Consider the following 25,282-nt stretch of genomic DNA (forward strand, 5'->3'; position numbering starts at 1 on the left):
CCGTTGACCCACATCTGCCGTCGACTGCAGCGACGCGCGGCCCGGTGCGCGTGGATCGTGTCGGGATGCCTGCTCGTGGCTCCCGGACTCGCCGCGCAGGCCGTGGGCTCGGACGAAGGCGATGCCGCGTCGCGCCGGTCGTCCGTGCCGGTGCCGATCCCGCGCTTCACCGGGCAGATCGATGTCGACGGGGTCGTCGACGAGCCGGCATGGGACGCGATCGAGCCGCTGCCGATGTTCATGTGGGCTCCCACCCACGGCGGCGAGATGACGGAGCGCACCGAAGTGCGAGTCGCGCACGACGACGAGTTCCTCTACCTGTCCGGACGGATGTACGATTCGAATCCGGAAGGGATCCGCTCGAACACCTTCCTGCGGGACGCCTTCAGCGGCGACGATCTCCTCTCGGTCGTGATCGACAGCTACAACGATTACGAGACCGGGGTCTGGCTCGGGACCACGCCCGCCGGCATCCGCCAGGATCGCTCCCTCTCCAACGACGGCGACTTCACGGGCGACGTGATGCCGTTCAACGTCGACTGGAACGCCCACTGGCACGTCTTCACGTCGCGCAACGAGGAGGGGTGGTCCGCCGAATACCAGATCCCGTTCTCCACGCTGGGATTCCAGGCGGAAGGGGACGAAGTGACGATGGGGATCATCGTCTACCGCTTCATCGCCCGGAAGAACGAGCGCCACGTCTTCCCGTTCATCGGCCGCGAATGGGGGCAGGGGGGGTTCCTCAAGCCGTCGCAGGGCCAGCGGATGACCCTTCGGGAGGTCCGGCCCACGACACCGGTGTACGTGACCCCTTACGCGCTCGCGGGACTCAGCCGGACGCCGGTCCTCAGGGAGCCGTCGGACGCGGCTTCCTTCTGGGGGACCGAGCAGGACCAGGTGACGGAGCCCGGCATCGACCTCAAGTACTCCCCTTCGTCGAACCTGGCCATCGATCTCACCGTCAACACCGATTTCGCCCAGGTGGAGGCGGACGACCAGCAGGTGAACCTGACCCGCTTCTCTCTCTTCTTCCCCGAGAAACGCCAGTTCTTCCAGGAGCGCTCCTCGACGTTCGACTTCGGAACGGGAGGCTTCACCGACCGCGTGTTCTTCAGCCGGCGGATCGGTCTCGAACGGGGAGAACTCGTCCGCATCTACGGGGGCGCGAGGCTGGTGGGTCGGCTCGGGGGTCTGGACTTCGGGCTCCTCAACATGCAGACGGCCCCCGCCACCGGCCGGTCGGGCGAGAACATGGGCGTCATGCGCCTCAAGCAGCAGGTGCTCAATCCGTATTCGTTCGTCGGGGGGATCCTCGCGACGCGGTACGGCGCCAACGGCGAGGACAACGTCGCCTACGGGCTGGACACCCAGGTGCGTCCCTTCGGAGATGAATACCTCACGCTGACGTGGGCGCAGACCCGGGACGAGGTGGTCAGGGAGCGCAACGCGCTTGACGCGAGTCTCATCCGCGCCCGCTGGGAGCGGCGGACGGACCGCGGGATGTGGTACAACCTCTACTACCGTCGCGTGGGTCCGGATTACGTGCCGCGCCTCGGCTTCCAGCTGCGGAGGGACTTCACGCTGTACGGCGGCCAGCTCGCCCACACCTGGCTCGGGGGCCCGAGCGCCACGGTGAACGCGGTCACTCTCCTGGTGATGGGCGAAAACTATCACCGCAACACGGACCTCACGGTGGAGTCCCGCTCGATCCGCCCATCGGTGTCGTTCGATTTCAAGTCGACCGCGAACATCACGGCCTATGCGAACGCGCAGTTCGAGGACATCGAGGTCCCGTTCCGGATCGGGGAAGTGTCGATCCCGCCCGGCGGGTACGACTTCACCGAGGCCGGGATCGACTGGATGCTGCCGCGGAGCACGATCTTCCGGGGCGATATCCGAACGACGGTGGGGAGTTTCTATGACGGGCGGCGCGTGGGCCTCATCTTCAACCCCACCTGGACCGTGTCCCGTTACCTGGAGGTCGTGGGCGGCTACGAGGTGAACCGGATCGAGTTCCCCGGGCGGGGCGAATCGGCGACGACCCAACTCGGCCGGCTGCGGCTCAACTTCGCGTTCAACACGCACCTTTCGTTCAGCACTTTCGCGCAGTACAACAACCTCGACAACCGGACGAGCATCAACGCGCGCTTCCGTTATCACTTCAGGGAGGGCACGGACCTCTGGATTGTGTATAATGAAGGGTTGAACTTCGAACGGGACCGCGGGATCGATCCGAGGCTGCCGTGGTCGGCGGGAAGAAACATCATGATCAAGTACTCCCACACCTTCATCTGGTGAATCCGCGCGCGCGGGGCAGGGAAGCGGGGGCGCGGGCCCGGGCGGCCCTGTGCCTTTGGGCGACGCTTGCGGCGGTGGCGCCCGCGGTCGCGGCCGCGCAGGACGGCGGGCGAGGGAAGCCGTCGGTGCCCCTCCACCGCCTCGAGGGCCACGGCCACGTCCACCTCGACGGTTTCGTGGACGAGCCGGCGTGGGATGACATCGATCCCGTGCCGCTCGTGATGTACTCGCCCACATACGGCGGGGCGCTCACCGAAGAGACGCGAATCCGGATCGCCTACGACGAACGATACCTGTACGTCGCGGGGCAACTGTTCGACTCCGACCTCGGCGGGATCCGGGCGAACAGCTTCATACGCGACGGGTTCAGCGGCGACGACCAGTTCTCGGTTGTGATCGACAGCTACAACGACCACGAGACGGCCGTGGCTTTCGTGGTGAACCCCAACGGCGCGCGATCCGACCGCGCGGTCTGGGGAGACGCCGAGTGGACCGCGGGCACGCGACCCTTCAACAGCGACTGGAACGCGCACTGGGATGCCGCGGTCCAGCGGACGAGCGACGGCTGGTCGGCGGAGATGCAGATCCCGTTCTCGACGCTCGGGTTTCAGAACACGGGTGGGGAAGTGACGATGGGGCTCTCCGTCTACCGCTCGATTTCGCGCAAGAACGAGCGCCACGTCTACCCTGACATCTCCCCGGAGTACGGGTTCTTCGGCTTCGGCAAGCCATCGCTGGCGCAGCGGGTCACCTTGAGGGACGTGAATCGCGCGAACCCGATCTACGTGACGCCGTATCTCCTCGGCGGGGTGACGCAGATCCCGACCCTGCGCGAGCCGTCGGATGTCCAGGCGTACTGGGAGACCACGGACGACCCCACCGGGGAGCCGGGCCTCGATTTCAAGTACTCGCCGTCGTCCAACCTGTCGATCGACCTCACCGCCAATACGGACTTCGCCCAGGTGGAGGCGGACGACCAGCAGATCAATCTCACCCGGTTCCCCCTGTTCTTCCCGGAGAAACGGCAGTTCTTCCAGGAACGGTCGGCGACCTTCGACTTCGCGACCGGCGGCATCACCGACCGGGTCTTCTTCAGCCGCCGAATCGGGCTCGACCGCGGAGAACTCGTCCGCATCTACGGGGGCGCGCGCGTGGTGGGGAGGGCCGGCGGGCTCGATTTCGGGATGCTGAACATGCAGACGGCCCCCAACGCCGGGCGGCCGGGGGAGAACATGGGCGTGCTGCGGCTCAAGCAGCAGGTCTTCAATCAGAATTCGTCGGTCGGCGGGATCGTCACGACGCGCATCGACGCGTACGGCAAGACGAACGTGGCCTATGGCGCGGACGGCGAGGTCCGGCTGTTCGGGGACGAGTACCTCACGCTGCGGTGGGCCCAGTCCTTCGACGACGATGTCGTGGAACGCAACCCGCTCGACGCGGGGACCTTCTTCGCGCAGTTCGAGCGGAGGAGGCAGGAGGGGTTCGCCTACGGCGCGCAGTATCGACGGGTGGGAGCGGACTACCTGCCGCGCCTGGGCTTCCAGCTGCGCAACGAGTTCACGCTCTTCGGCGGATCCGCCGGCTATTCCTGGTTCATGGGCGCCGACTCGAAGTTGCGCGCCGTGACGGTCAGCGGCGAGACGCAGCACTACTACAGGAACGTGGATCTCACGTCGGAGTCGCGAGTTATCGCTCCTCAGGTGATGATCGGCATGAAGTCCGGGACCTTCATGATCCTCACGTCCCGCTCAAGCTTCGAGAGCATCCGGAACCCGTTCACGATCGCGGGACTTACGGTCGATCCGGGGGAATACTGGTTCCACGAAGCCGAGGCCTCGCTCCGACTTTCCCGCGGCGGCCTCGTGCGGGGGGAGATCGGGGGTTCGGCCGGAAGCTTCTACGACGGTCGCCGCGTGAGCCTTCGCATGAGTCCGGCGCTGAATCTGTCGCGACACTTCGAGATCCGCCCGAGCTACGACATCAACCGCTTCGAGTTGCCGGGCCGCAACTTCCTGACGACGCACCTGGCGAGACTCAACCTGGACTTCTCGCTCGACACGCACCTCTCGCTGAGCACGCTCGCGCAGTACAACTCCACCACGGACCAGGTGAGCGTGAACGCCCGCTTCCGCTATCACTTCCGCGAGGGCGTGGATCTGTGGGTGGTCTACAACGAGGGCTACTTCACGGATCGCACGAACGGCGGCGTGGACCCGCGCCTCCCGTTCTCGTCCGGCCGCGCGCTCATGGTGAAGTACTCCCACACCTTGACTCTCTAGCCTGTTCCAGCCCGCGATACGCGGGGAAGGTCATATTTCCGCATAAGTTTACATAATATATCTTATGCGCCATCGGGCAATGTCACAGGAATCAAGGGGATCCGTCACCAAACGAGCTTTGGCCGGAGGGGCTCCGGGATCAGCCGCTGCCCGCGCGTTGGGCCTTGAGCTCTCCGACTCGGAGGCGGTAGACCCCTGCCTCCACCGGGTCCTCCCCGGCGGCTTCCTCGGCGATGGCGGCGAAGATCGTCTCGGCTTCCTCGAGACGACCGAGGGAGGCGAGGATTCTCGCGGCGGAAGCGCGCGCCTCGCGACGCTGGAAGGCGAAACGCGCCGTCTCTCCCAGGCCTTGCCACGTAGCGAGGGCCGTCTCCGCGTCCCCGGACGCTTCCTGGGCCGCCGCGAGTAGCGTGCGCGCGGCGAGTCCGACCGGGCGATCCGGCGCCTCTGAAATCGTGCTCGCGACCTCCGCGGCCTCCACGGAGCGCCCCGTGTCGAGATAGGTCCGCGCCAGGAGGAGCCGGCCTTCGTTCGCCGCCGCGACGCCATCGAAGCGCTCGACGTAGGTCTCCAGATCGGCGATGAGGAGTTCGGGATCGGTCGTGGTCATGCGCAGCGTCGCGAGTTCGTTCGCCGCCTGCTCGCGCACCGAAGCCTGGAAGTTCGTGTAGTACACGACGCCTACGACGACCATCGCGATGCCGGCAGCCCCGACCAGCACCGCCCGCATGTTGTTGTTGACCCAGGTGGCCAGACGGAACGTGGACCGGACGAAGGCGTCCTGTCGGCCGTCCCCTCCGTCCGGCGGCTTTCCCCTGGCGAGCGCGTCCGCCATCTGCCGTCCCCCTCGTTTCTTGCTCGGTTGTCGAACGGCGTGGAAGCTACCGGGCCCGGCGGATCGCCGCTACTTGGGTTTCGTCACGGGTGGCCGGGCCCGCGCCCGCCGGCGATGCGATCGATGGCAAGGACGGCGCCCGCCCCGAGGAGTGCGAGAGCCGCCGCCGGCCAGATCTCCTCGGCGCCCGCGGGCCAGCGGTTACCCAGCAGCCACTCGATGCGGCCGTCCCTGTGCGTGTACATCTCGCGGAGTTGCGCCTTCCAGGGCCACAGGGCGTTGAGTGAGCCAACGAGAAACCCCGTAAGCACGGCCAGCGTGGGTGTCCGGTGACGAGCGAGGAGGCGCCGCAGGACGCGACTGAACGCGAGCAGGCCGGCGACGATTCCGAGGCTCACGGCCGCCAGCCGGACGAAGTCCAGGTTGTTCAGGGCTGCGATCACGGGCGCGTATGCGCCCAGGATGAGCAGGATGAAGCTGCCGGAGATGCCGGGCAGAACCATGGCGCAGGCCGCCACGGCCGCGGCCGCCGCGAGAAAGAGGGGCGCGTCGGACCGGATGAGCGGCGGCAGCGACGTGATGGCGGCGGCCAGGGCCGCCCCGGCGGCGGCGAGGGCCCAGATGCCGGCCCGGCGATCGGTGACGCTTCGGCCGACGAGCAGGACCGACGCCGCCACAAGGCCGAAGAAGAAGGCCCACAGCTCCGCGGGCCGGTTCGCGAGCAGCCAGTGGAGCAACCCGGCGAACGCGAACACGCTCGTGCCGATGCCGGCGAGCAGCACGGCGAGGAAGCCCAGGTTGCCCGCCTGCCATACGCCCCTCACCCCCCGTTCCCGGAACGCCCCGAGCAGGCGGCCGTCGAGACCCGCGAGCGTGGCGACAAGCTCGTCGTAGATTCCAGAGATGAGGGCGATCGTTCCTCCCGAAACCCCGGGCACGAGATCCGCCAGCCCCATGGCGAGGCCCTTCGCGTACACCCCGGCCCAGGCTCCGACGGGCTTCACCGCGGGCCCTCGCCCCTCGGTTCATCTTCGATGAGCGGGACGAAGCGGGCCCCGGTGATCGTCTCTCTCGCGAAATCGTCGCCCCGTCGCGTGTAGCGTCGCAGTTCCTGCCGCCGGGTACCGACGGGCACGATGAGGCGCCCCCCATCGGCGAGCTGATTGAAGAGCGCCTTGGGCGGGCGGGCGGCGGCCGCACCCACGATGATCGCCCGGAAGGGAGCGTATTTCGGCCAGCCCAGGCTCCCGTCCCCGTGCATGAGACGCGCCTCCACGCCGAGGCGGCCCAGCGTGCGGGCCGCGGTCTCGTACAGGGACGCGATCCGCTCGATCGAGTACACCACCGCTCCGAGCGCCGCGAGGAGCGCCGTCTGGAATCCCGCCCCCGTCCCCACCTCGAGGACGCGATGGCCGGGGCGGATTTCGGCGTATTCGAGACTGAGGGCGTGGATCGTGGGGCTCGAAATCGTCTGCCCCCGGCCGATGGGGAGCGGCACGTCCTCGTATGCGCGCGCCCGCATCACTTCGGGTACGAACGCGTGCCGCGGGACGCTGTCGAACGCGTGCAGGACGGCCAGGTCGCTCACCCCCCCGTCCCGGAGCCGCTCCACGAGCCGGCGGCGGTCGCGCCGGTAGTCCGCGGCCGGGTCCCGTCCCGTCAACTTCCCAGCCGCCACGACCTCACCTCGTTCAGCAGTTCGAAATTCGTCAGGTCGAGGTGGAGCGGCGTGACCGAAACGAAGCCGGCGCGCACGGCGCGGAAATCCGAATCTCCCCGGCCGCTCCACGCCGAACGTCCCCCTCCGATCTTGAAGTACTCGTTCCCTTCCTCATCGTGCATCCGGCGGAGCGAGTCGTGGTACACCCGGCGCCCGAGCGCCGTCACCGTGATCCCCTTCACCTCATCGGCCGGCCGGTCCGGAAGGTTGACGTTGAAGAACGTCTCATCGGGAAAGGAATCCCGGGCGAGACAGCCTGCAATGAGCCGGCCGAGCAACTCCTCGTAACTTTCGAGGACACGGTCGTCGCTCCCGGTGAACGAGAAGGCGATCGCGGGCACACCGAGGATCGTCGCCTCCATCGCCGCCGCCACCGTGCCGGAGTAGAGGACGTCTTCCCCCATGTTGGGACCGTGGTTGACCCCTGACAGGACAAACCGGGGCCGTACCTCGAGGATCTCCTTCAGGGCCAGGAGAACGCAATCGGTCGGCGTCCCGTCCACCATGTAGCGTCGCGGTCCGAGCCGCGTCAGACGGAGGGGGCGGAACAGCGAGAGCGCATGGCTCGTGGCGCTCTGCTCGCGATCCGGCGCCACCGTCCACACGTCACCGAACGCGTCGGCCACGCGGGCGAGCAGCGTGAGCCCGATCGACTTCACGCCATCGTCGTTGGTGCACAGGAGGACGGGATGTTCCGCTTCGGTCACCCGGCTTCGCCGTCCTCCAGGAGCTGTACCAGCTCGTCGGCCTCCCTCCGGAGGTCGCGGATCGTCTCGCGGTCCCAGGCCACGCGCGCCTCCGCCGCCAGTTCCCCGCCCGCGCGCAGCTGATCGAGCTTCCGCTTCGCGCCCTCGATCGTGTACCGCTCGGTGTAGAGGAGGTGCCGCAGGAGCTGCACGAGCTGAATCTGCTTCGGGCGGTATACCCGGTTGCCCGCCCGGTTCTTCGCCGGGCGAAGCGTCGAGAACTGCGTTTCCCAGTAACGGAGGACGTGCGGCTTGAGATCCGCGATCTCGCACACGTCTCCGATCGAGTAGTATTCCTTCGGGGCGATGCGGTCGGACACGCTTTCCCCTTCCCTTGCTTCCCGGCGGTTCGCGACTAGCCCCAGCGCTCGGGTTTCGGCTCTCGGGCCATCAGGCGGGCCAAAGCCTCCCGGGGCGCAACATCCTCGTACAGGATCGAATATACACCGCTCGTGATCGGCATCTCCACGCCCAGATCCCGGCTCAACTCGTACGCGGCGCGCGCCGTCCGCACGCCTTCCACGACCTGGTCCATCTCCCGTACGGCTTCCGAGGGTCGGCGGCCCGCTCCAATGGCGAGTCCGGCGGATCGATTCCGGCTCAGCCGCCCGGTGCACGTGAGGACGAGGTCTCCGAGCCCGGCGAGGCCTCCGAGCGTCGTTTCCCGCGCCCCGAAGTGCCGGGCGAGCCGGGCGATCTCCGCCAGTCCCCGGTTGATGAGCGCCGCGCGCGCGTTCGACCCCAGTTCCAGCCCGTCCGAGATCCCGGCCGCGAGCGCGATCACGTTCTTGAGGGCTCCGCCCAGTTCCGCGCCATCCACATCCGGCTGCGTATACACTCGAAGGTACCCGTTCCGGAACAGGCTCTGCACGGCGAGCGCATGCGCTTCGCTCCGGCTCGCGGCGACCACCGCCGTGGGGAGTCCGCGGAGAAGCTCCTCCGCGAAGCTGGGTCCTGCGAGCACAACCGTGCGCGGCCCCGCGGCCTCGCCCAGCGTCTCCACGATGACCTCCGACATCCTCCGGTGCGTCCCGATCTCGATCCCCTTCGAGGCCGAGACCAGCACCTGGTCGCCGAGGTGGGACGCGGCCTGTCGCAGCACTTCGCGCACCGCGTGCGAGGGGCACACGGAGAGGACGAAACCGGTGTCGGCCAACGCCGCCGCGAGTTCGGAGGTCACGGTGAGCGGGCGAGCCAGTTCGATTCCGGGCAGATAGCGTTCGTTCGTGCCGGACTCGCGCATCGCGGCGGCGTGTGTGGCGTCCCGCGCCCACAGTCGGACGTCGTGGCCGTTCCGCACGAGGACATCCGCCAGTGCCGTGCCCCAACTGCCCGCGCCCAGTACGGCGACCTTCTGCTCGCTCACGCCTCGTCCTCCCTCGATTCCTGCGCCGTTCTCTCTCGGCGCGGGAGCCGGCCGCGGCGCCAATCCACTTGGAACTCCTCACGTTTCACGATCCGCGCGAGGTTCGAACGATGCGTCCACCAGACGGTGATGGCGAGGAGGAGCGCATAGAACACGACGGAGCGCGGAGCCGCCGAACCGCGCGCCATGATGGGCACGAGCGCCGCGGAGAGGAGGGACGCCATGGAGGCCGTCCGCGTGAGGACCACCGTCACGATCCACACGAAGAAGGCGACGATCACGGCCACCGGAACCAGCGCGGCCATCGTTCCGGCGGCGGTCGCGACCCCCTTCCCTCCCCTGAATCTCGTATACACGGGCCACACATGTCCGGAAATGGCCGCGAGCCCGTACGCGAGCGCCCAGGCGCCGGTGCGCCCGTCCCACATCGGGAAGAGCCACACGGGCACGAACCCCTTCAGCAGATCCACGATGAGCACGCCCACCGCCGGGAAGAACCCGAGCACCCGGTAGGCGTTCGTGGATCCGAGGTTGCCGCTCCCCTCCCGCCGGAGGTCGTACCCGTAGGCTCGTCCCACGAGGTAGCTCGTGGGGAAGGCCCCGATGAGATAGGCGGCAAGCGTCAGGAGCGGCGCCGTCATTCGCGCCCCGAACGCTTCTTCAGCTTGATCCGAATGGGAGATCCCTCGAATCCCCAGGCCTCCCGGAAGCCGGCGACGAGGTATCTCACATAGTGCTCCTTGAGGTCGTGTGGCCGGTTGGACCAGAGTACGAACTGCGGCGGGGACGCCGCCACCTGGCTGCCGTACAGCAGCCGCACGTCCCCCCGCCCGCCCTGGGGGGGTTGCCGCCGCGCGACCAACCGTTGGAGGACTTCGTTCACCTCCGGGGTGGGCACGCGCCGCGCCCGCGCTTCCTGCACCTCGAACGCGAGGTCGATGACCTTCCGCACCCGCTTCCCCGTCAGCGCCGAGCAGGTGATGATCGGCACCCAGCGAAGATAGTGCGCGCGCTCGCGGAGTTCGCGCTCGAAGCCGGCCAGCGCGGAGGGTCCGCGGTCCTCGATCAGATCCCACTTGTTGGCCACGAACACGAGGCCCTTCCCCTCATCCCACGCCTCGTGTCCGATCCGGAAGTCCTGGTTCGCCGCGCCGGCCTGCGTGTCGACGAGGATGAGGCAGACATCGGCCCGGTCGATGGCCGAGGCGGCCCGCAACCGGCCGAGGAACTCGAGGTCATCCACGATCCTGGCCCGGCGCCGGAGGCCCGCGGTGTCGATGAGACGGACGCGCCGTTCTCCCAGGGCGAGATCCGTGTCGATCGCGTCGCGGGTCGTTCCCGCCTCCTCGTGGACGATGACGCGATCTTCTCCGAGGAGGCGGTTCACGAAGCTGGACTTGCCGACGTTGGGGCGCCCTATGACGGCGATGCGGATGTCGGCGTCGCCCCCTTCGGTCTCCGCCGACTCCGGGAGGGCCGCGACCACGCGGTCCAGCAGGTCCCCCGACCCCTTGCCGCTGAGGGCCGCGAGAGGGGTTGGGTCGCCGAGGCCGAGTTCGTAGAAGTCGACGTGCTCGATCGCGTCCGCCAGTTCGTCGAGTTTGTTCGCCGCGACGATCACGGGCAGGGCCGAGCGGCGCAGGAGTTCGGCGACGTGGCGGTCCACGGGCTGGACGCCGTCGCGGGCGTCCACGACGAAGACGACGACGTCCGCGTGGCCGATCGCGGTCTCGGCCTGCCGGCGCACTTCGAGGTCGATGTGCTCATCCGGCCGGACGACGAGGCCTCCCGTGTCGACGAGGAGGAAGCGCCGCCCCGCCCATTCCGCCTCGGCGAATTGCCGGTCCCGCGTCACGCCGGGTTGCTCGGCAACGATCGCGGCGCGCCGCCCCAGGATCCGGTTGAAGAGGGTCGACTTGCCGACGTTCGGGCGGCCCACGATGGCGACCGTGCGGAGAGCCATCGCTGTTAGAGCCGCGAAAGGACGTCGACGAGGTCGTGGGAAGGCTCGACGCGGCGGCCGGGAAAACCGGCCTGCAGCTCGGAGAGGCTCAAGTCGTCGAGGAAGACGTCCCCGTCGTTCAGCGCCTGCGCCGAGAAGAGGGCCACGTCGAAGTCGCCCGCGTCGAGGAGTGCGCTCCGGTGATCCGCGCCCGGCAGCAGGCCGGCCGTCGTGACCATCGGCCCGTACAGCGTGTTCTCGACTGCCACCGTCGACACTTCGGCGCCGGTGCGCCGCGCGATGCGGCCCGCGAGACGGGTCATCGTCGGGCCCATCGAGGCGCCCGTGACCGCAACGACCCTGCGCCCCTCCAGCGGGCGGAGCGCCCCCAACTGGCCCGTCACGCGATCCGTCAGCGTGGAAATCGCTCCGACGCCGTTGCTCTCGAGTTCATGATCGTCGAAATACGCGGCGCCGGGTGGCTCGAGTCCCGCCTGCAGGTACATCTCGTCGGCGGCGTAGCACCACCCCTGTCCCCGCTCCGCGAGCGCCCGCTTCCGGATCGCGTCGATGACGTCGAGCGCCGCGCGACATTCGCCCGGTTCGAGGGTGCGACCGCCCAGCGCCGCGTTCCACGACGTCAGGCCCACGGGTACGACGGAAAGCGACCGGATCGCGTTCCCGCGGCGATAGAGGTCGTCGATCGTTCGCGTCAAGTGTTCGCCGTCGTTCACCTCCGGACAGAGCACGACCTGCGCGTGCACGACGATGCGGCCCTCCGCCAGCCGGTCGAGATCCGGCTGGATATTCGCGCTCCGAGGGTTCTTCAGCATTCCGAGCCGGACCGCGGGGTCCGTCGAGTGGACGCTCACGTAGAGTGGAGACAGGCGCTGTTCGAATATGCGGTCCCAGTCATCCGGACGCAGGTTCGTCAGCGTGATGTAGTGGCCGTGAAGGAAGGACAGTCGATAGTCGTCATCCTTCACATACAGAGGCGCCCGAAGCTTGTCGAGTTTCGGGTTGCCCTTCACGAAGCAGAACGTGCACGCGTTCGTACAGCGGCGGATCTTGTCGGGTTCCGGGACGATCCCGAGCGGTTCATCCGCGGGTTTCTCGATCTCGAACAGGAGCCGCTCGCCCGTCCGCTGCTCGGTGAGCACCCGGAGCGCGGGCTCCGCCTGATGGAAGAGAAGGTCGAGGCTGTCCCGAATGGGCTTGCCGTTGATCTCGAGCACGGCGAGGCCCGCCGGCAGTTCGAGGTCTGCGGCGATCGACCCCGGCTCGACGCTGGCGATTCGAATCATGGTCTGGCGCGCGGGGCTACCGCGGGCGGGCCGCTCCGGCTTCCCGGGAGCGGCTCGCGCCCGGGCCCGCGGTCAGCCTTCGATCGTCCCGTACCGGAATCCGGCCAAGGGTACGTCCGACTGGATCTCGAACGAAAAGCTGCCGGAGTCGGCCTCGAAGGCGTGTGTCTGCTCGGTGACGACCTGCCCGGCGGCATCGAGGAATTCGAACGTGACCTGCAGCGTGCCGGCGGCCGTGCGGTTCGTGAAGGAGACCTGCACGATGTACCGGCCGTTCGCGGCCGCGGCCATCTGGGCGAACGTGACGGAGATGGGCAACTGCTGCTCCTCCCCCATGACCTCCATCGCCCGCTCGTTCATGTTGGCCCGGCCGAGCGCCTGGAAGTGCAACTGATGGGAGAGCGCATCGTAGGGATACCACTGGGTGAGCGAGTCTGCGAGCGCGACAACGGGTCCGGGACGCCCCGACTGGATGGAAGCGTTGACGTAGTTTTCCCTCGCTTCCTTGTTGTAGGGGTTCCCCTGGCGCGCGTTCCCGAACGCGGTGGCCGCATCCTCGAAGTTCTGCGCGTTGTAGAATCCCACTCCGACCTCGAGCCATTGCTGGTAGCTCAGATCCGTGCGCTGGAGCGTCGTGGCGTAGATCGCCCCGGATTCCTCGGTCTGCCCCCGGTCGGCCAGGACTCCGGCATATTGGATCTGGATGACGACATCATCCGGATACATGGCGAGATAGTCGCTGTAGGTCTGGACGGCCTCATCGCCCCGGTCTTCCATCATCAGCATGTCGCCGAGGCCGCGAACGGTGCTCTGCAACGCCTCGGGGTCCGCGTCCGGAATATCGGCGGCGAGCGCCGCCTGATACGTCTCGATGGCGCCTGCGTTGTCTCCCATCTGTGACTGCAGGAGCGCCGCGTTGCTGTACGTGCGGAGGTCGGGCTTGAAGTCGTTCGCAAGCATGAAGGCGTCGAGCGCGGCCTCGTTCTCGGACGCGCTGTACGCCGTCACGCCCTGGTTGTAGAGCCGGACCCAGCCGTTGTAGCGCTGCGCGTCACCGTGCATCAGGCACTCGGGAGACGCGGTTGCTTCGTAGCGGTCGAGAAACTCCACGGCATCCGGGAAACTGCCGAGGCCCATCTGGATTTGAGCGCCAAGCAGGGCGACCACCGGATTGTCGCTGTCCAGATCCGCCTCGAGCGCCTCCCACGCCTCCATGAAGATCGCGAGGCTGTCTGCGGCGGTTGCGGCTTCAGCGAGTTGCTGAATCGCTTCGGAAGCTGTGGCGGCCGCGCTGTTCGGCTCGAACTGGCATTCCTGCTCCTGCCCGAAGAGTCCCGCGGACGTGAAGATCGACGCCAGAGCCGCGGCGGTCGCCGTCCTCGCGCCAGTACGCACCATGTTCGACATCGCTCTGAACCCCTGTTTCTGTTTAGAGTCGTAGACCCCGTCAAGATAGCCGGAACGCTGCCCCGGCGCACGGAGACTCGGCGAAGAGTCCGCGCAGGAAAACCGGCCTAATACGTGAGAAGGTGTGCGGTGTTGAAGAGGACGACCGTCTCTCCATCGCGCAGCTCTCCGGATCGCCGAAGTTCGCGTGCCCCGGCGAGTGTGGCTCCGCCCTCGATCGCGGCCCCCACGCCGGCCGCGCCCAGTTCGAGGGCCCCTTCCCTCATCGCCTCGTCGGAAACGGCGACTCCGCCTCCGCCCGATTCGCGGATGGCTTCGAGCATCAGGAAATCTCCGAGCGCCCCCGGGACCCGGAGTCCCCAGGCTTCGGTCGAGGCGTTCCGCCACGGCTCGGCGTACGTCTCGCCCGCCGCGTGCGCGCGCACGATGGGCGCGCAACCCATGCCCTGCACGGCGTAGAGCCGCGTGTCCCCGTCGACCAAACCCAGTTCTCGCAGTTCCGCGAGCGTCTTCGCGCTGCCGATGAGTCCGGTGCCGCCGCCGGTGGGGTAGACGATGGCGTCGGGCGCCCGCCACCCGAGCGCTTCGACGATCTCCAGCATCATCGTCTTCTTCCCTTCGATCCGGTATGGCTCCTTGAGCGTGGAGATATTGAACGCCCCCGTTTCCGCCCCGTATTCGGCGGAGAGACGGCCGCATTCGTCGATGAGTCCGTCGACCCGGACGATGTCGGCGCCGTAGTGCTCGCAACGCCGGGCGACGCCTTCCGGCGTGTCCTCGGGGATGAACAGCCTGCAGGGCGCCCCTGCGCGCGCCGCGTACGCCGCGAGGGCGGCTCCGGCGTTGCCGGCACTCGGGATGACGAGATCCGTCGCCCCCTCGCGCACCGCCCGCGTGACGGCGGCGCACAGGCCTCGGTCCTTGAAGCTTCCCGTGGGGTTGAGGCCCTCGTCCTTCACGAGGAGCGTGAGGCCCTCGAAGTCTCCTCCGATCTCGATCTCGAGCAGGGGCGTGCCGCCCTCCCCCAGCGTCACAGGGGCCTCGTTCGGCTCGACCGGCATGATCTCCCGGAAACGCCACATCCCGCCCTGGCGTCCGGCCCACGCCCGCCGCAGCGCTTCGCCGTCCAGGGCGCCGAGGTCGTACCGGGCCAGCAGAGGCTTCCCGCAGTCCGGGCACACGGTGGCCAGCCCGCGCGCGACGGGCCGCCCGCAGAGACCGCATTCGAGACGCCAACTCATACGCTTCGCTCCTCTTCCATCGCTTCCATCGCTTCCATCGCCGCCGCGAGCCGCGCGAGGGTGCGCTCTCGTCCGAGCGCGTAGCCGACCTCGCCGAGGTCGGGACCGTGAAGCTGCCCGGTCAGGGCGACCCGAACGGGCGGAAAGAAGGCACGCCCCGCAAGCCCGGCGTCGCCCATCGCTCCACGAAGCGCCCGGGCGAGGGGTTCGGGTCGCCAGTCCGTGTCCGCCCACGCCGCGCGGGCGAAGTGGATCGCGGTCCGGGCCGCGGGGACGGAGAGCAACTCCCGCGCGGCGGATCCGTCCGTCTCCGGCGCGCGGTAGATCGGCTCGACTTCGGACGTGACGTCGGAGAGGAGCCGCGTGCGCTTTGCGAACACCTCCGCCGCGCGGCGGAGATCGGCGTCGTTCAGCCCCAGTTCCTCCGCATCGAGCCGCGTCGCCCAGGCGCGGGCCAGCCGCTCGGCCGGTTCCGCCCGCAGGTGCCGGCCGGAAAGCCAGGCCATCTTCTCCTCATCGACCTCCGTATCGGCCGCTCCCAGCCGTTCGAGATCGATGCTCTCCACGAGCGCCTCCCGACTCAGGAACTCCTCGCCGTCCTCCGCCGACCACGAGAGGAGCGACAGGTAGTTGAGCACGGCGTCCGGATGGAACCCGCGCTCCCGGTAGTCGAGGATCCCGGCCGCCCCGCGTCGCTTGGAGAGCTTCCCTCCCCCCGGGGCGAGAACGGTCGGGATGTGCACGAACTCCGGCGGCCGGACGCCGAATGCCCGGTACAGGAGAACCTGCTTGGGTGTGTTCGAAAGATGGCCCACGCCCCGGATCACATGGCTGATCTCCATCTCGATGTCGTCCACCGCGACCGCGAAGTTGTATGTGGGCCGGCCATCGCTCCGCACGAGGACGAGGTCCCCCAGGTCGTCGCCGTCGATCGAGAGGGTCCCCTTCAGGAGATCGGTGAATTCGACGGGCCCGGATTCCACACGAAGCCGGATGGCGGCTTCGCGTCCCTCCGCCTCACCGGGGTGCGCCCGCTCGGCGGGAAGGTCCCGGCAGCGCGCATCGCGGCCGGTGGGCTCCCCCGCGGCGATCGCAGCCTGCCGCCTCGCCTCGAGTTCGTCCGGCCGGCAGTAGCAGCGAAAGGCTCTCCCCGACTCCAGCAACACCGCCGCACGGGCCCGATGCCGCTCGGCGCGCGCCAACTGGCGGTACGGCGGGAACGGCCCGCCCTCCCGCGGCCCTTCGTCCGGGGCGATGCCGAGCCAGTCCAGCGCCTCGTAGATCATCCCCTCTCCCCCCGGGACCGCGCGCTCCGTGTCCGTATCCTCGAGGCGAAGCACGAAGGCGCCGCCGTGTCGCCGGGCGAAGAGCCAATTCAGGATCGCCGTGCGCGCGTTGCCCAGGTGGAGGGCCCCGGTCGGGCTCGGGGCGAAGCGGGTTCGGACCCGCGCGGCGGAAGCGGCCGGAGAGGTCATGGAGCCTCTTCCTCCGCGCGGAAGCCGGCGCAACGCAGGACGGGCAGCGTCGGATAGCGCCGAAAGCGTGCGTCCCGGCGTGAGAGCCGGCACAGGAGGAAGGCGGACCCGCGGTCGCTCCTCACCCAGCGGCGGTGACGGCAGCGCGCGCACAGCCCCGCGGGGGGAGTTCCGCCACGGTTCATGAGGCGGCTCCCCGGGCCGGATCCTCTTCGTGGAGCGCGGCGAGGATCGACGTGGCGGTCGTGTGGCCGATCCCCGGCGTGCGGGCAAGCTGCGCGGGCGTGGCCCGCCGGATGAGGTCGAGGCTGCCGAACCGCTCCAGCAGGCGCTGCTCGCGCTCCGGTCCCACCCCCGGGATCTCGCTCAGCCTCGACCTGAGGGCGCGGCGGCGGCGCAGCGTCCGGTTGTACCTGAGCGCGAACCGATGGGCCTCATCGCGCGCCCGCTGCAGCCAGTGCAAGCCCGGGTCCGTGCGCGGAAGCCGCAGCGGGATCGCGGTCCCGGGTCGGAATACCTCCTCTTCGCGCTTCGCGAGGGCCACCGTGGGCAGGTCCGAAACCCCGGCGCCATCCATGGCCTGGCGCGCGGCCGAGAGCTGTCCCCTGCCCCCGTCCACGACCACGAGATCCGGCAGCGCGCCTCCCTCCCGGACGCGACGGTCGAAGTAGCGCGAGACGATCTCCTGCATCATGGCGTAGTCATCCGTCCGACCCTCCTCCGAATCCCGGATTCGGAACCTGCGGTATTCATCCTTGTGCGGCCGTCCGTCCCGGAGCCACACGCAACTCCCGACCGACTCCCGGCCCGCGAGCGTCGACACGTCGAAGCAGACGAGGTCCCGCGCGGGCGCGTCCAGCGCGAGCGCTTCGGCGAGGCGCACTCCGGCGGGCGAGGGGCCCGACGCTTCGACATCGGACTCCGCCTCGTCCCCCCGCTCCAGTCGGTCCCGCTCCAGCACGTGCGCCGCGTTTCGGCTCGCGGCCCGCGTCAGTTCCAGCTTCGGGCCGCGCGCCGGCACCCGGATGCGAAAGCGGTGTTTGGCGACGCCCGAAAGGTATTCCTCCACGAGATCCCGTTCGTCGAACGGCTCCGGAACGAGCAGTTCCGAGGGCACATCGTCCGGCTGGCGCAGATAGTACCCCTTCACGAGGGCCCCGAGCACGGCTTCGTCCGGTTCCTCCCCGACGTTCGCGAGATAGTGGATCCGGCGACCGACCAGCCTCCCCTCCCGCACCCTCAGCACGATGCCGCACACCGCCCCGCCCGCCGGCTGGCGCGCGAACCCGATCACATCGTGGCTCCCGCCCCGGGGATCGATCGCGGCCTGCCGGCTCTCCAGTTGGTCGAGGCCGCGCAGTACATCCCTCAACTCCCCGGCCCGTTCGTAGTCCAGGGCCTCGGCGGCGCCCGCCATGCGGCGCTCCACCGAGCGCCTGACGGCCCCCGTCCGCCCTCCCAGGATCTCGAGGATCTCGTCGATCATCGACCGGTAGTCCGCCTCGGACTGGAGGCCCGCGCACGGCGCCCTGCAGCGCCCGATGTGATAGTCGAGACAGGGCCGCGGGGGAAGCTCCGCCGGCATGCGGTAATGGCACGACCGCACGGTGTACATCTTCTTGATCGTGCGCAGGGCCCGACGCATCGCCCCGACGTCGGTGAAGGGGCCCAGGTACCGCGCACCGTCATCCTTGAGCCGGCGCGTCACGAAGATGCGCGGGAAGGGCTCAGTGATCGTGACCTTGATGTACGGATAGCTCTTGTCGTCGCGGAGCTGGATGTTGAAGCGCGGACCGAACTCGCGGATGAGATTCCACTCGAGGAGCAGAGCTTCGGCTTCCGAACGCACGGGGAACGTCTCGATGCTGTCGATCTCCCGCACGAGGCGGACGAGCTTCACGGCCCGGCGCGCCTCGGCGCCGAAATAGGAGGCGACGCGCGACCGGAGCGACTTCGCCTTTCCCACGTAGAGGACTTCCCCCGCGGCGTCGCGGAACAGGTACACGCCCGGCTCGTGGCCCAGCCCCCGCGCCTGCTCGCGAAGCGCGGCGGGATCCGTCCCCCGCGGTCCTCGCTCCCCGCTCATCCTCTCCCCTCCGCCGATGGGGGTTCCCCGACGGTTCGGAGCCCGCTCGGGAGGCCCGCGCAGGCGGCATAGCAGAGCCCGCCGGCGATGAGCGCAACCGCGAGGAGGGCGGCGTCGCCGAGGAATCCGTCCGGCAGACGGCCGCCGAGCAGCAGGCGGATCACGTAGAAGGCGACACTCGCGAGGCCGGCGCCGACCGCCATGCGGGCGAGGGAGCGCCGGACGGGGAGGAACCATCCTCCCGCTCCCCGCCGCCTCAGCCCGCGCATGAGGAGGACGAGGTTGACCCAGGCCCCGACCGAGCTGCCGAAGACGAGGCCGGCCGCCGCGCGCAGCCCGAGCCCGAGGTCCTCCATCCACAGCGCGGTCGCGGCGCCGATCAGGATGCCGGTCCCCACCCCGGCCATGGCGTATTTCACCGGTGTCCGCGTGTCCTGGAGGGCGTGGAACGCGCTCGCGAACAGCTTCGTGAGGCCCGTCGCGACGAGTCCCAGCGCGTAGGCGCCCAGACCCCACTGCACGACCGGTACGTGTTCGGCCTCGAAGGCCCCCCGCTCGTAAATGAGCGAGGTCACGAGGTCCCCGAGCAGGAGGAGCACGGCGACCGATGGGAGAATGAAGTAGGCGACGCGCCGGACGCCGGTGGAAAGATGGGACCGCAGGGCTTCGACCCCCTTTTCGCGGGACATCTCCGGCAGCGCGGCTACGGCCACGGAGGCCCCGAAGAGGGCCATCGGCACCATTGCGATGCGCTGGGCGAAGTAGATTCCCGTGAGCGCGCCCTCGGCGAGGAGACTTGCGACGAACACATCGGTCAGGCTCGAAAGCTGGAAGATCCCCTGCCCCGCCGCGACCGGCATGGCGTTGCGCGCTACGCGGCGCGTGGGCTCGAAGCGGAAATCGATCCGGGGCCGGAGTGTCCCGAGAAGGCCGTACACGGCGGGAAGCTGGACCGCAACCTGCAGCACGCTTCCAACGAGGGTGGACCAGGTGAGCACGACGATGAGCGGCGCCCACCCCATCCGCGCCCCCGCCAGGAGGCCGGCGATCTGGGACAGGTTCCAGACCACGGGCGCGGCGAAGGGGAGGAAGAAACGGCGGTGGCTCGTCAGGATGCCGAGGCACCACGCACCAACGATCATCACCCCGGACATGGGGAAGAGGATGCGGACCAGGCGCGTCGTAAGCTCGCTCAACTCCGCGTCGTAGCCCGGCGCGAGGATCCCGAGGAGCCAGGGAGCGGCGGCGACGACCGCGGCCACGACGAGGGCCGAGAGGAGGAGGAGGCCGCCCAGCACGCCCTGCGCGAGCCTCCGCGCACCGGCGGTGTCGCCCCGTTCCATCAACGAGGAAAAGACCGGCACGAAGGAGGCCGAGAGCGCGCCTTCGCTCAGGAGGTTGCGAAAGGCGTTCGGGATCTTCAGCGCGGCCGCGTAGGCGTCCGTGACCGGCCCGACCCCGAAGGTGGCGGCGATGATGACGTCTCTCAGAAACCCGGTGATGCGGCTGGCGAGAATGCCGGCGGCGACGCGCGTCGCCGAACGGCCCTGCCCCGGCGCCTTCCCCTCGGTCAGGTCAACGCTCCCCATTGTTTCCGGCCGGCCGCCGCGCCTCCCCGCCGGGGAGGGCCGGGAGCGCTTCGTCTCCTTCCACGAGCGCGCGCACGAAGGCGGTCTCCTCACGGATGCCCTCGACCGTCTGCGTCAGGTACTGGACTTCCTGCTCCAGCGCGTCGATGCGCGCGGACTGGTTCGTTCCGGAGTCTCCGTTCCCGATCCGGCGCGCGAGGGCTTCGGAGAGGGGAGAGTCGATCACGATGGCGAGCACGGGAATGAGGACGATGAGCCCGAGGACGACCATGAAGGCGAAGGTCATCTCGGATCTCCCGTGCCGCTCATTGTCGCGCCCTCCGTGGAAGAACGTCCGCTCGCGGTGTACCCGCCGATGTGCCCGCCGGTGTGCCCACCGTATGCCCATCGCGTGCTCCGGGACGATGTACCCGCGAACGCCGCAAGCTATCCATCTCCCGCGCGGCCCGCCAAGAAGGATGCGACCTGGCGGTCGGTCTCGCGTGCGAGCCGCTCCACGAGTCCGGGCCCGTAGCGGCAGAGGAAGGAGAGCGGGTTCAGCACGCGTTCCTGAGGGCGCCGCCGCGGAGAGAGGTTCGCCCCCGCGCGGCGCACCTGGCCCAGCCGGACGTCGAGTCGTTGCCGGGTCGCCCGGTCCACCTGGCGCGACAGTCCGGAGACGGCATCGAGGACGCCTTTCCGCATCTTCCCCGCCGCCCCGCGCAGCCCCGGCACCTCTTGGGCCACGGCCTCCTCGATCGCGGCCATCCCGGTCTCGGCGCCCTCCCGGAAACGCCCGAGCGCACGCTCCACCGCTTCCGGCCGCGCCTCCCGCGTGAGGCGTTCGACGACCGGCTCCGCTCCCCCGGCGAGATCCTGCGGCGAAAGCCCCGTCCGCTCGAGAACCCGTCGCGTGCGCGCCTCGACCAACGTCCACGCCGCGCGCGGATGGATGGACGGAAGGGGCACGTCGAGGTGGCCGAACAGCGGCCCGAGTTGGCTCCAATACGCGATCTCGCCGGGTCCCAGCACCGTCGCGACCACGGGGAAGAGGTAGGACTCGAGCGCGGGGCGGGACGCGACGTTCGGCGAAAAGCTCTCGGGCGCGGCCTCCAGCCGTTCGTGCCAGCTTTCCGGCCGCGCCGTCCCGTCGCGCCGCACCCGATGTCTGCCGCCGCCCTCGTCGAAAAACAGCGGCAACGCATCCTCGACGCGTGAGATCGGCGCCTCGAAACCCGACGCCAGCAGCGCGCGACCGCCCGCCGCCTCCGCCTCCAGGGCTCCGTCCCAGTCGGCGAGAAGCCGGCGATAGAGGGGGACCGCGGCGCGCCGGACGTCCGGCTTCGCGGAATCGATCCAGACGTACCCCCGATCGCCGAGGACGCCCGCGAGGAAGCGGGCGAAAGCCGCGGAGACCGAACGTCCCTCGGCATAGGCATCTCGCACCAACTCCAGGTAGTGCGCGGTAAACTCCGATTCGGCAACGATTTCCGGCAGCGTGTCGAGGACGTCCATTGCGGGACCGTCCAGCACGTGCGACCCCACGGATCGACGCTCGCCGCCAGCGGGGACCGGAAGGGTGAGCGTCCGCGCGGCGTCGGACCGGTCGAGGATCGCCGCGCTTCCCACCTCGTCCCAGTCGTGGTCGTCCGAGGCGATCCAGAACAGCGGAACGACGGGCGCGCCGAGCGTCCGCTCGAGTCGGGCGGCGAGCGAGATGGCGGTGAGCGCCTTGTAGAGAACGTAGAGGGGCCCGAGGAGGAGGACGGGCTGGTGCCCCGCCGTGACGAAGGCTCCCTGCCCCCGGAGGACGGACTCGAGGCGTGTGCGGGCCCCGGCTCCCGAGACGCCGAAGGACTCGGGTCCGAGCCGGGAGGGGCGCGGGGGCGGACGAATGGCGGCAAGACCGCTGGCGAGCGGGAGAAAGCCGGGGTCGTCGGCCCCCAGGACGGCGTGCGAGATGGAGCCGGGCACGCCCAGGGGACGCGAGAGGATTTCCGGGTTCTCCGGCGGACTCACAGGCGGATTCACAGTGTCCGTCCCATCAGCAGCAGGCGGGCCGAGTCGCCTCGGAACGGCGTCCCGTCGTAACCGCCGAAGGTGTTCGTCGCCTCGAGTCCCTGTTCACGGAGGAGCGTGCGCAGCGCATCCGGGGAATAGAGGCGCACACGTTCGTGGTAGACCTCCGGTTCGCGGCCGGCGGTTCCTCCGATCTCGATCCGCTTGAAGACCTGGTCTCCTTCCACCCACCGCGTCTGCCTCACGGGGGTTCCGTTGATCTCGCCCACGGACTCCGGGTCGAGGCGGTCGATGACCCATGCCGCGTGCAGATAGTCCATCAGGAAGGGGGCGCCGGGGCGCAGCACCCGCCGGATTTCCCGGAGAACTTCGATGTCCTCTTCCGGCGTGAGAAAGTAGCCGAAGGAGGTGAAGAAATTCACCAGACCGTCGAACGTCCCGGCGGCGAAGGGGAGCCCGCGCATGTCCGCGCGGACGAGGGATCCGTCCACGCCCGGGCGCGCTCGGGCCGCATCGAGGAGCGGTGCGGAAAGGTCGATCCCGACCGCCTGCAGATCCGCCGCCCGGAGACGCTGCAGGTGCCGCCCGGCGCCGCAGGCGAGGTCGAGGACGCGGGCGCCCGCCGCGAGCCCCGTGCGCTCGCGGTAGAGCGCGACCGCGCGGGCGGCCTCCTCCTCATCCCGATGCGGGTACAGCTCGAGATAGGCTCGGCCGAACCAGTCCCTGAACCACTCGGCGGGGGCGTTCATCGATCCGCTCACGGTTCGCTCAGGGCCCCTTGTGGTACGGCTCGCCACGGAGGATCGTGGCTGCCCGGTAGAGTTGCTCCGTGAGAACGAGTCGCGCGACTTCGTGCGGGAGCGTCATGGCCGAGAGCGCGAGCCGGGCCCGAGCCCGGTCGAGCAGCCGCGGGGCGAGGCCGTGCGCCCCTCCGATCGCGAACGCGGCTCCGGGCCGTCCGTAGGTGCGCATGTCGTCGAGGTAGTCCGCGAGGGCCCGCGTGGTCCAGCGCTCACCTTCGCGCGTGAGCGCGATGAATTCCAGCTCGTCGGGGAGCCGCCGCTCGAGGGCCGCCGCCTCCCGCTCCCGCGCTTCCGGGGCGCGCGCATCGGGAAGTCGCGCCGGGGCGACCACGACGGCCTCGAAGCGGATGTACCTCCGCAGGCGGTCTTCATATTCCTCCGTCGCCCTTCGAAGAGCGGTGGCCCGGTTCCGTCCGACCGAGGCCACGAGAATTCGGGTCACTTTTCGGCCGGCGGACCAGGGTCTCTCCGGTCCGATGCCGTATCGCGAATCAGGCGTCTCACGTCTTCCCAGCCGGTCTTCCATGTGAGAGTCTCGGGGAGCACCCAGATCGGCAGGTCCGGGTCGAAGAGCGGGCCGAGCCGGGAGAGATCCTTGCGCGTGGTGAGCACGCCGCCCCGCCCCGCCGCCCGGGTCACGGCCGTCCGCTCTCGCGGCGATGGAACCCCGTGATCGCTTAACGCGAGTTGCTCCCGAACCGACGCACACGCGGCGCCGGCCTGCGCGAAGAAGAGATTGGGCTTCATGATCCCGGTCAAGGCAACGCGCGGTGCCGGCGATCCCGGCCAGCCGCGCGCCCCGGCGCTGGCGGCCTCGGGGGGGCCGTGGCCGAACACGGCCGTCGCCACGGGGACGCCGGGGGCCAGACGCTCGATGCGGGCCCGGAGTTGGCCGTCGAAGCGGGACAGTTCGGCCGTCCAGGGTTCCCGCCCCGTGGTGAGGATCGCGTGCGCACGAACGACGGCCCGTTCCCAGGACTCGCGAAACGGACCGGCGGGGAGTCGCGCCCGGTTCGTCCGACGAAGCGCATCCCGGTCGAGGACGAGGAGGTTCAGATCGCGGAAAAGGCGGCGGTGCTGAAAGCCATCGTCGACGATGGCGACCGTCGCTCCCTCTGCGGCTGCCCGCCGCGCGGACCGCAGCCGGTCCGGGTGGCCGCGGATCGATGTTCCCGGTGCTTCATGCGCGAGCAGCTCAAGCTCGTCGGTGTATCCCCGCGCGAGAAGGGCCGGGCGATGCCCGGCCTCCTGAAGCGTACGGGCAATGCAGGCGGCGAGCGGTGTTTTGCCGCTCCCTCCGATCGTGACGCCGCCGACCGATATCACGGGGATGCCGGCGGAGTGCGCGGCCAGGAGGCCGAGATCGTAAAGGCGGTGCCGACCCTCGTGGACACCGCCATAGATGCGGGCCAGCCCCCTCAGGGGCAGCGCCGCGCGCGGACGGCGCCACTGGTCGCGGAGACGGCGTTCGAGCGAGCGCCGCACCGGAGTCCCGCGCCCCGGCCGCAGCGTGCGATCCCCCTCGCACCCCTCTCCCTCGCGTCCCTCGCGCACGATGAGCGGCGGACGGGCGCGGCGCGCCTCCCGCGCCGCCTGCTCGCAGCGCGCCACCTCCCGCTGGAGTGCGGCCTGTATGTCCCCGGTGTCGGGAGCGCCATCCTGAAGGACCGGAGCGAGCGACACGAACACGGTGGCCCCGGGGGCGGGAATGAGGAAGCGATCCCAACTCGGGAGCCGTGGGCCGGTCGAGGCCGCGACTCCGACCACGGTCACGGAACTGTCCATCAGCATCGCGATGCGCGCCGTGCCTTCCTTCAACGACCGCCGCGGACCGCGGGGTCCGTCACCCGTGAGAATCACACCGCGTCCCGCCTCGAAGGAGCGCGCCAACTGGCGGAAGCCGGCCGAACCGCCGCGTGTGCTCGAGCCCCGGGCCACCTCGTAACCGAGGCGCCGGAGGATGCACGAGATGATCTCGCCATCGCGGTCACGGCTCGCGAGCGTGGCGAGTTTCTGGCCCGCGAGGAGGCATGTGAGTGGAAGAAGGTGTTCGTGCCAGCACGCGTGGACCTCATGCTTCAACCGAGGCCGGTACGGCCGGCGGGGGTCGTCGGGGTGCCGGAAGCGCCACGTCCGGCTGATGGGAAGCGCGGCGCGCACAAGCCGAACCGCGAGATCCAACGGGATGCGCCG

Annotated in this window: 21 protein-coding genes; 2 read left to right on the forward strand and 19 right to left on the reverse strand. The window is 69.4% G+C overall.

The features are described from left to right. Positions 1 to 3: 3 nt before the first annotated feature. Complete coding sequence (locus tag ACOGXI_RS03495) at positions 4 to 2,298, forward strand: DUF5916 domain-containing protein (protein WP_419937503.1); 2,295 nt, start codon at positions 4 to 6, stop codon at positions 2,296 to 2,298. Positions 2,299 to 2,423: 125 nt separating this feature from the next. Further along, complete coding sequence (locus tag ACOGXI_RS03500; protein ID WP_419937504.1) at positions 2,424 to 4,577, forward strand: DUF5916 domain-containing protein; 2,154 nt, start codon at positions 2,424 to 2,426, stop codon at positions 4,575 to 4,577. A 139-nt stretch (positions 4,578 to 4,716) separates the two neighbouring features. On the opposite strand, the gene ACOGXI_RS03505 is transcribed toward ACOGXI_RS03500, so the two are convergent. From ACOGXI_RS03505 to ACOGXI_RS03595, 19 genes are all read right to left on the reverse strand, one after another. Beyond that, complete coding sequence (locus ACOGXI_RS03505) at positions 4,717 to 5,412, reverse strand: tetratricopeptide repeat protein (RefSeq protein WP_419937505.1); 696 nt, start codon at positions 5,410 to 5,412, stop codon at positions 4,717 to 4,719. Positions 5,413 to 5,495: 83 nt separating this feature from the next. After that, positions 5,496 to 6,416, reverse strand: coding sequence for a DUF368 domain-containing protein (locus ACOGXI_RS03510; protein WP_419937506.1), 921 nt, complete (start codon positions 6,414 to 6,416; stop codon positions 5,496 to 5,498). Further along, positions 6,413 to 7,090: a protein-L-isoaspartate(D-aspartate) O-methyltransferase gene (locus tag ACOGXI_RS03515; RefSeq protein WP_419937507.1), complete on the reverse strand. Its 678-nt coding sequence runs from the start codon at positions 7,088 to 7,090 to the stop codon at positions 6,413 to 6,415. Before ACOGXI_RS03515 ends, ACOGXI_RS03510 begins: the two co-directional genes overlap by 4 nt. Beyond that, positions 7,072 to 7,839, reverse strand: a complete 768-nt coding sequence (surE, locus tag ACOGXI_RS03520; RefSeq protein ID WP_419937508.1) for a 5'/3'-nucleotidase SurE — start codon at positions 7,837 to 7,839, stop codon at positions 7,072 to 7,074. Before surE ends, ACOGXI_RS03515 begins: the two co-directional genes overlap by 19 nt. Beyond that, positions 7,836 to 8,198, reverse strand: a complete 363-nt coding sequence (locus ACOGXI_RS03525; RefSeq protein ID WP_419937509.1) for a MerR family transcriptional regulator — start codon at positions 8,196 to 8,198, stop codon at positions 7,836 to 7,838. Before ACOGXI_RS03525 ends, surE begins: the two co-directional genes overlap by 4 nt. A 35-nt stretch (positions 8,199 to 8,233) precedes the next feature. Next, on the reverse strand, positions 8,234 to 9,244 hold the full coding sequence (locus ACOGXI_RS03530) for an NAD(P)H-dependent glycerol-3-phosphate dehydrogenase (RefSeq protein ID WP_419937510.1): 1,011 nt from the start codon (positions 9,242 to 9,244) through the stop codon (positions 8,234 to 8,236). Then, positions 9,241 to 9,885, reverse strand: a complete 645-nt coding sequence (plsY, locus tag ACOGXI_RS03535) for a glycerol-3-phosphate 1-O-acyltransferase PlsY (protein WP_419937511.1) — start codon at positions 9,883 to 9,885, stop codon at positions 9,241 to 9,243. Before plsY ends, ACOGXI_RS03530 begins: the two co-directional genes overlap by 4 nt. Beyond that, on the reverse strand, positions 9,882 to 11,207 hold the full coding sequence (gene der / locus ACOGXI_RS03540; RefSeq protein WP_419937512.1) for a ribosome biogenesis GTPase Der: 1,326 nt from the start codon (positions 11,205 to 11,207) through the stop codon (positions 9,882 to 9,884). The genes plsY and der overlap by 4 nt, the downstream gene beginning before the upstream one ends. 5 nt (positions 11,208 to 11,212) lie before the next feature. Then, positions 11,213 to 12,490 carry a DUF512 domain-containing protein gene (locus tag ACOGXI_RS03545; protein ID WP_419937513.1) on the reverse strand — a complete coding sequence of 426 codons (1,278 nt, stop codon included), beginning with the start codon at positions 12,488 to 12,490 and terminating at the stop codon, positions 11,213 to 11,215. 72 nt (positions 12,491 to 12,562) lie between these two features. Then, complete coding sequence (locus tag ACOGXI_RS03550; RefSeq protein ID WP_419937514.1) at positions 12,563 to 13,888, reverse strand: hypothetical protein; 1,326 nt, start codon at positions 13,886 to 13,888, stop codon at positions 12,563 to 12,565. Positions 13,889 to 14,004: 116 nt separating this feature from the next. Next, the gene (locus tag ACOGXI_RS03555; protein ID WP_419937515.1) at positions 14,005 to 15,138 is read right to left on the reverse strand and encodes a threonine synthase; all 1,134 of its coding nucleotides are present in this window, start codon (positions 15,136 to 15,138) and stop codon (positions 14,005 to 14,007) included. Continuing rightward, on the reverse strand, positions 15,135 to 16,613 hold the full coding sequence (gene gltX / locus ACOGXI_RS03560) for a glutamate--tRNA ligase (RefSeq protein ID WP_419937516.1): 1,479 nt from the start codon (positions 16,611 to 16,613) through the stop codon (positions 15,135 to 15,137). The genes ACOGXI_RS03555 and gltX overlap by 4 nt, the downstream gene beginning before the upstream one ends. A 181-nt stretch (positions 16,614 to 16,794) precedes the next feature. Then, positions 16,795 to 18,699 (reverse strand): excinuclease ABC subunit UvrC, encoded by a 1,905-nt coding sequence (gene uvrC, locus ACOGXI_RS03565; protein WP_419937517.1) that lies wholly within the window; start codon positions 18,697 to 18,699, stop codon positions 16,795 to 16,797. After that, a complete protein-coding gene (gene murJ / locus ACOGXI_RS03570) occupies positions 18,696 to 20,288 on the reverse strand; it encodes a murein biosynthesis integral membrane protein MurJ (protein WP_419937518.1) in 1,593 nt (530 codons plus the stop codon). Before murJ ends, uvrC begins: the two co-directional genes overlap by 4 nt. Further along, the gene (locus tag ACOGXI_RS03575; protein ID WP_419937519.1) at positions 20,275 to 20,574 is read right to left on the reverse strand and encodes a hypothetical protein; all 300 of its coding nucleotides are present in this window, start codon (positions 20,572 to 20,574) and stop codon (positions 20,275 to 20,277) included. Before ACOGXI_RS03575 ends, murJ begins: the two co-directional genes overlap by 14 nt. A 140-nt stretch (positions 20,575 to 20,714) precedes the next feature. Further along, complete coding sequence (bshC, locus tag ACOGXI_RS03580; protein WP_419937520.1) at positions 20,715 to 22,298, reverse strand: bacillithiol biosynthesis cysteine-adding enzyme BshC; 1,584 nt, start codon at positions 22,296 to 22,298, stop codon at positions 20,715 to 20,717. After that, positions 22,295 to 23,047 carry a class I SAM-dependent methyltransferase gene (locus tag ACOGXI_RS03585; protein ID WP_419937521.1) on the reverse strand — a complete coding sequence of 251 codons (753 nt, stop codon included), beginning with the start codon at positions 23,045 to 23,047 and terminating at the stop codon, positions 22,295 to 22,297. The genes bshC and ACOGXI_RS03585 overlap by 4 nt, the downstream gene beginning before the upstream one ends. Positions 23,048 to 23,054: 7 nt before the next feature. Further along, positions 23,055 to 23,531 (reverse strand): 23S rRNA (pseudouridine(1915)-N(3))-methyltransferase RlmH, encoded by a 477-nt coding sequence (locus tag ACOGXI_RS03590; RefSeq protein ID WP_419937522.1) that lies wholly within the window; start codon positions 23,529 to 23,531, stop codon positions 23,055 to 23,057. Next, positions 23,528 to 25,270: a tetraacyldisaccharide 4'-kinase gene (locus ACOGXI_RS03595; RefSeq protein ID WP_419937523.1), complete on the reverse strand. Its 1,743-nt coding sequence runs from the start codon at positions 25,268 to 25,270 to the stop codon at positions 23,528 to 23,530. The genes ACOGXI_RS03590 and ACOGXI_RS03595 overlap by 4 nt, the downstream gene beginning before the upstream one ends. Positions 25,271 to 25,282: the final 12 nt, after the last annotated feature.

The sequence above is a fragment of the Candidatus Palauibacter sp. genome (assembly GCF_965208055.1).
Lineage (GTDB): Bacteria > Gemmatimonadota > Gemmatimonadetes > Palauibacterales > Palauibacteraceae > Palauibacter.

Coding starts and splice junctions, on each gene's coding strand:
- uvrC (WP_419937517.1), bottom strand. CDS start 18,699: ATGAGCGGGGAGCGAGGACCGCGGGGGACGGATCCCGCCGCGCTTCGC.
- gltX (WP_419937516.1), bottom strand. CDS start 16,613: ATGACCTCTCCGGCCGCTTCCGCCGCGCGGGTCCGAACCCGCTTCGCC.
- ACOGXI_RS03555 (WP_419937515.1), bottom strand. CDS start 15,138: ATGAGTTGGCGTCTCGAATGCGGTCTCTGCGGGCGGCCCGTCGCGCGC.
- ACOGXI_RS03545 (WP_419937513.1), bottom strand. CDS start 12,490: ATGATTCGAATCGCCAGCGTCGAGCCGGGGTCGATCGCCGCAGACCTC.
- ACOGXI_RS03550 (WP_419937514.1), bottom strand. CDS start 13,888: ATGGTGCGTACTGGCGCGAGGACGGCGACCGCCGCGGCTCTGGCGTCG.
- ACOGXI_RS03505 (WP_419937505.1), bottom strand. CDS start 5,412: ATGGCGGACGCGCTCGCCAGGGGAAAGCCGCCGGACGGAGGGGACGGC.
- der (WP_419937512.1), bottom strand. CDS start 11,207: ATGGCTCTCCGCACGGTCGCCATCGTGGGCCGCCCGAACGTCGGCAAG.
- ACOGXI_RS03575 (WP_419937519.1), bottom strand. CDS start 20,574: ATGACCTTCGCCTTCATGGTCGTCCTCGGGCTCATCGTCCTCATTCCC.
- murJ (WP_419937518.1), bottom strand. CDS start 20,288: ATGGGGAGCGTTGACCTGACCGAGGGGAAGGCGCCGGGGCAGGGCCGT.
- plsY (WP_419937511.1), bottom strand. CDS start 9,885: ATGACGGCGCCGCTCCTGACGCTTGCCGCCTATCTCATCGGGGCCTTC.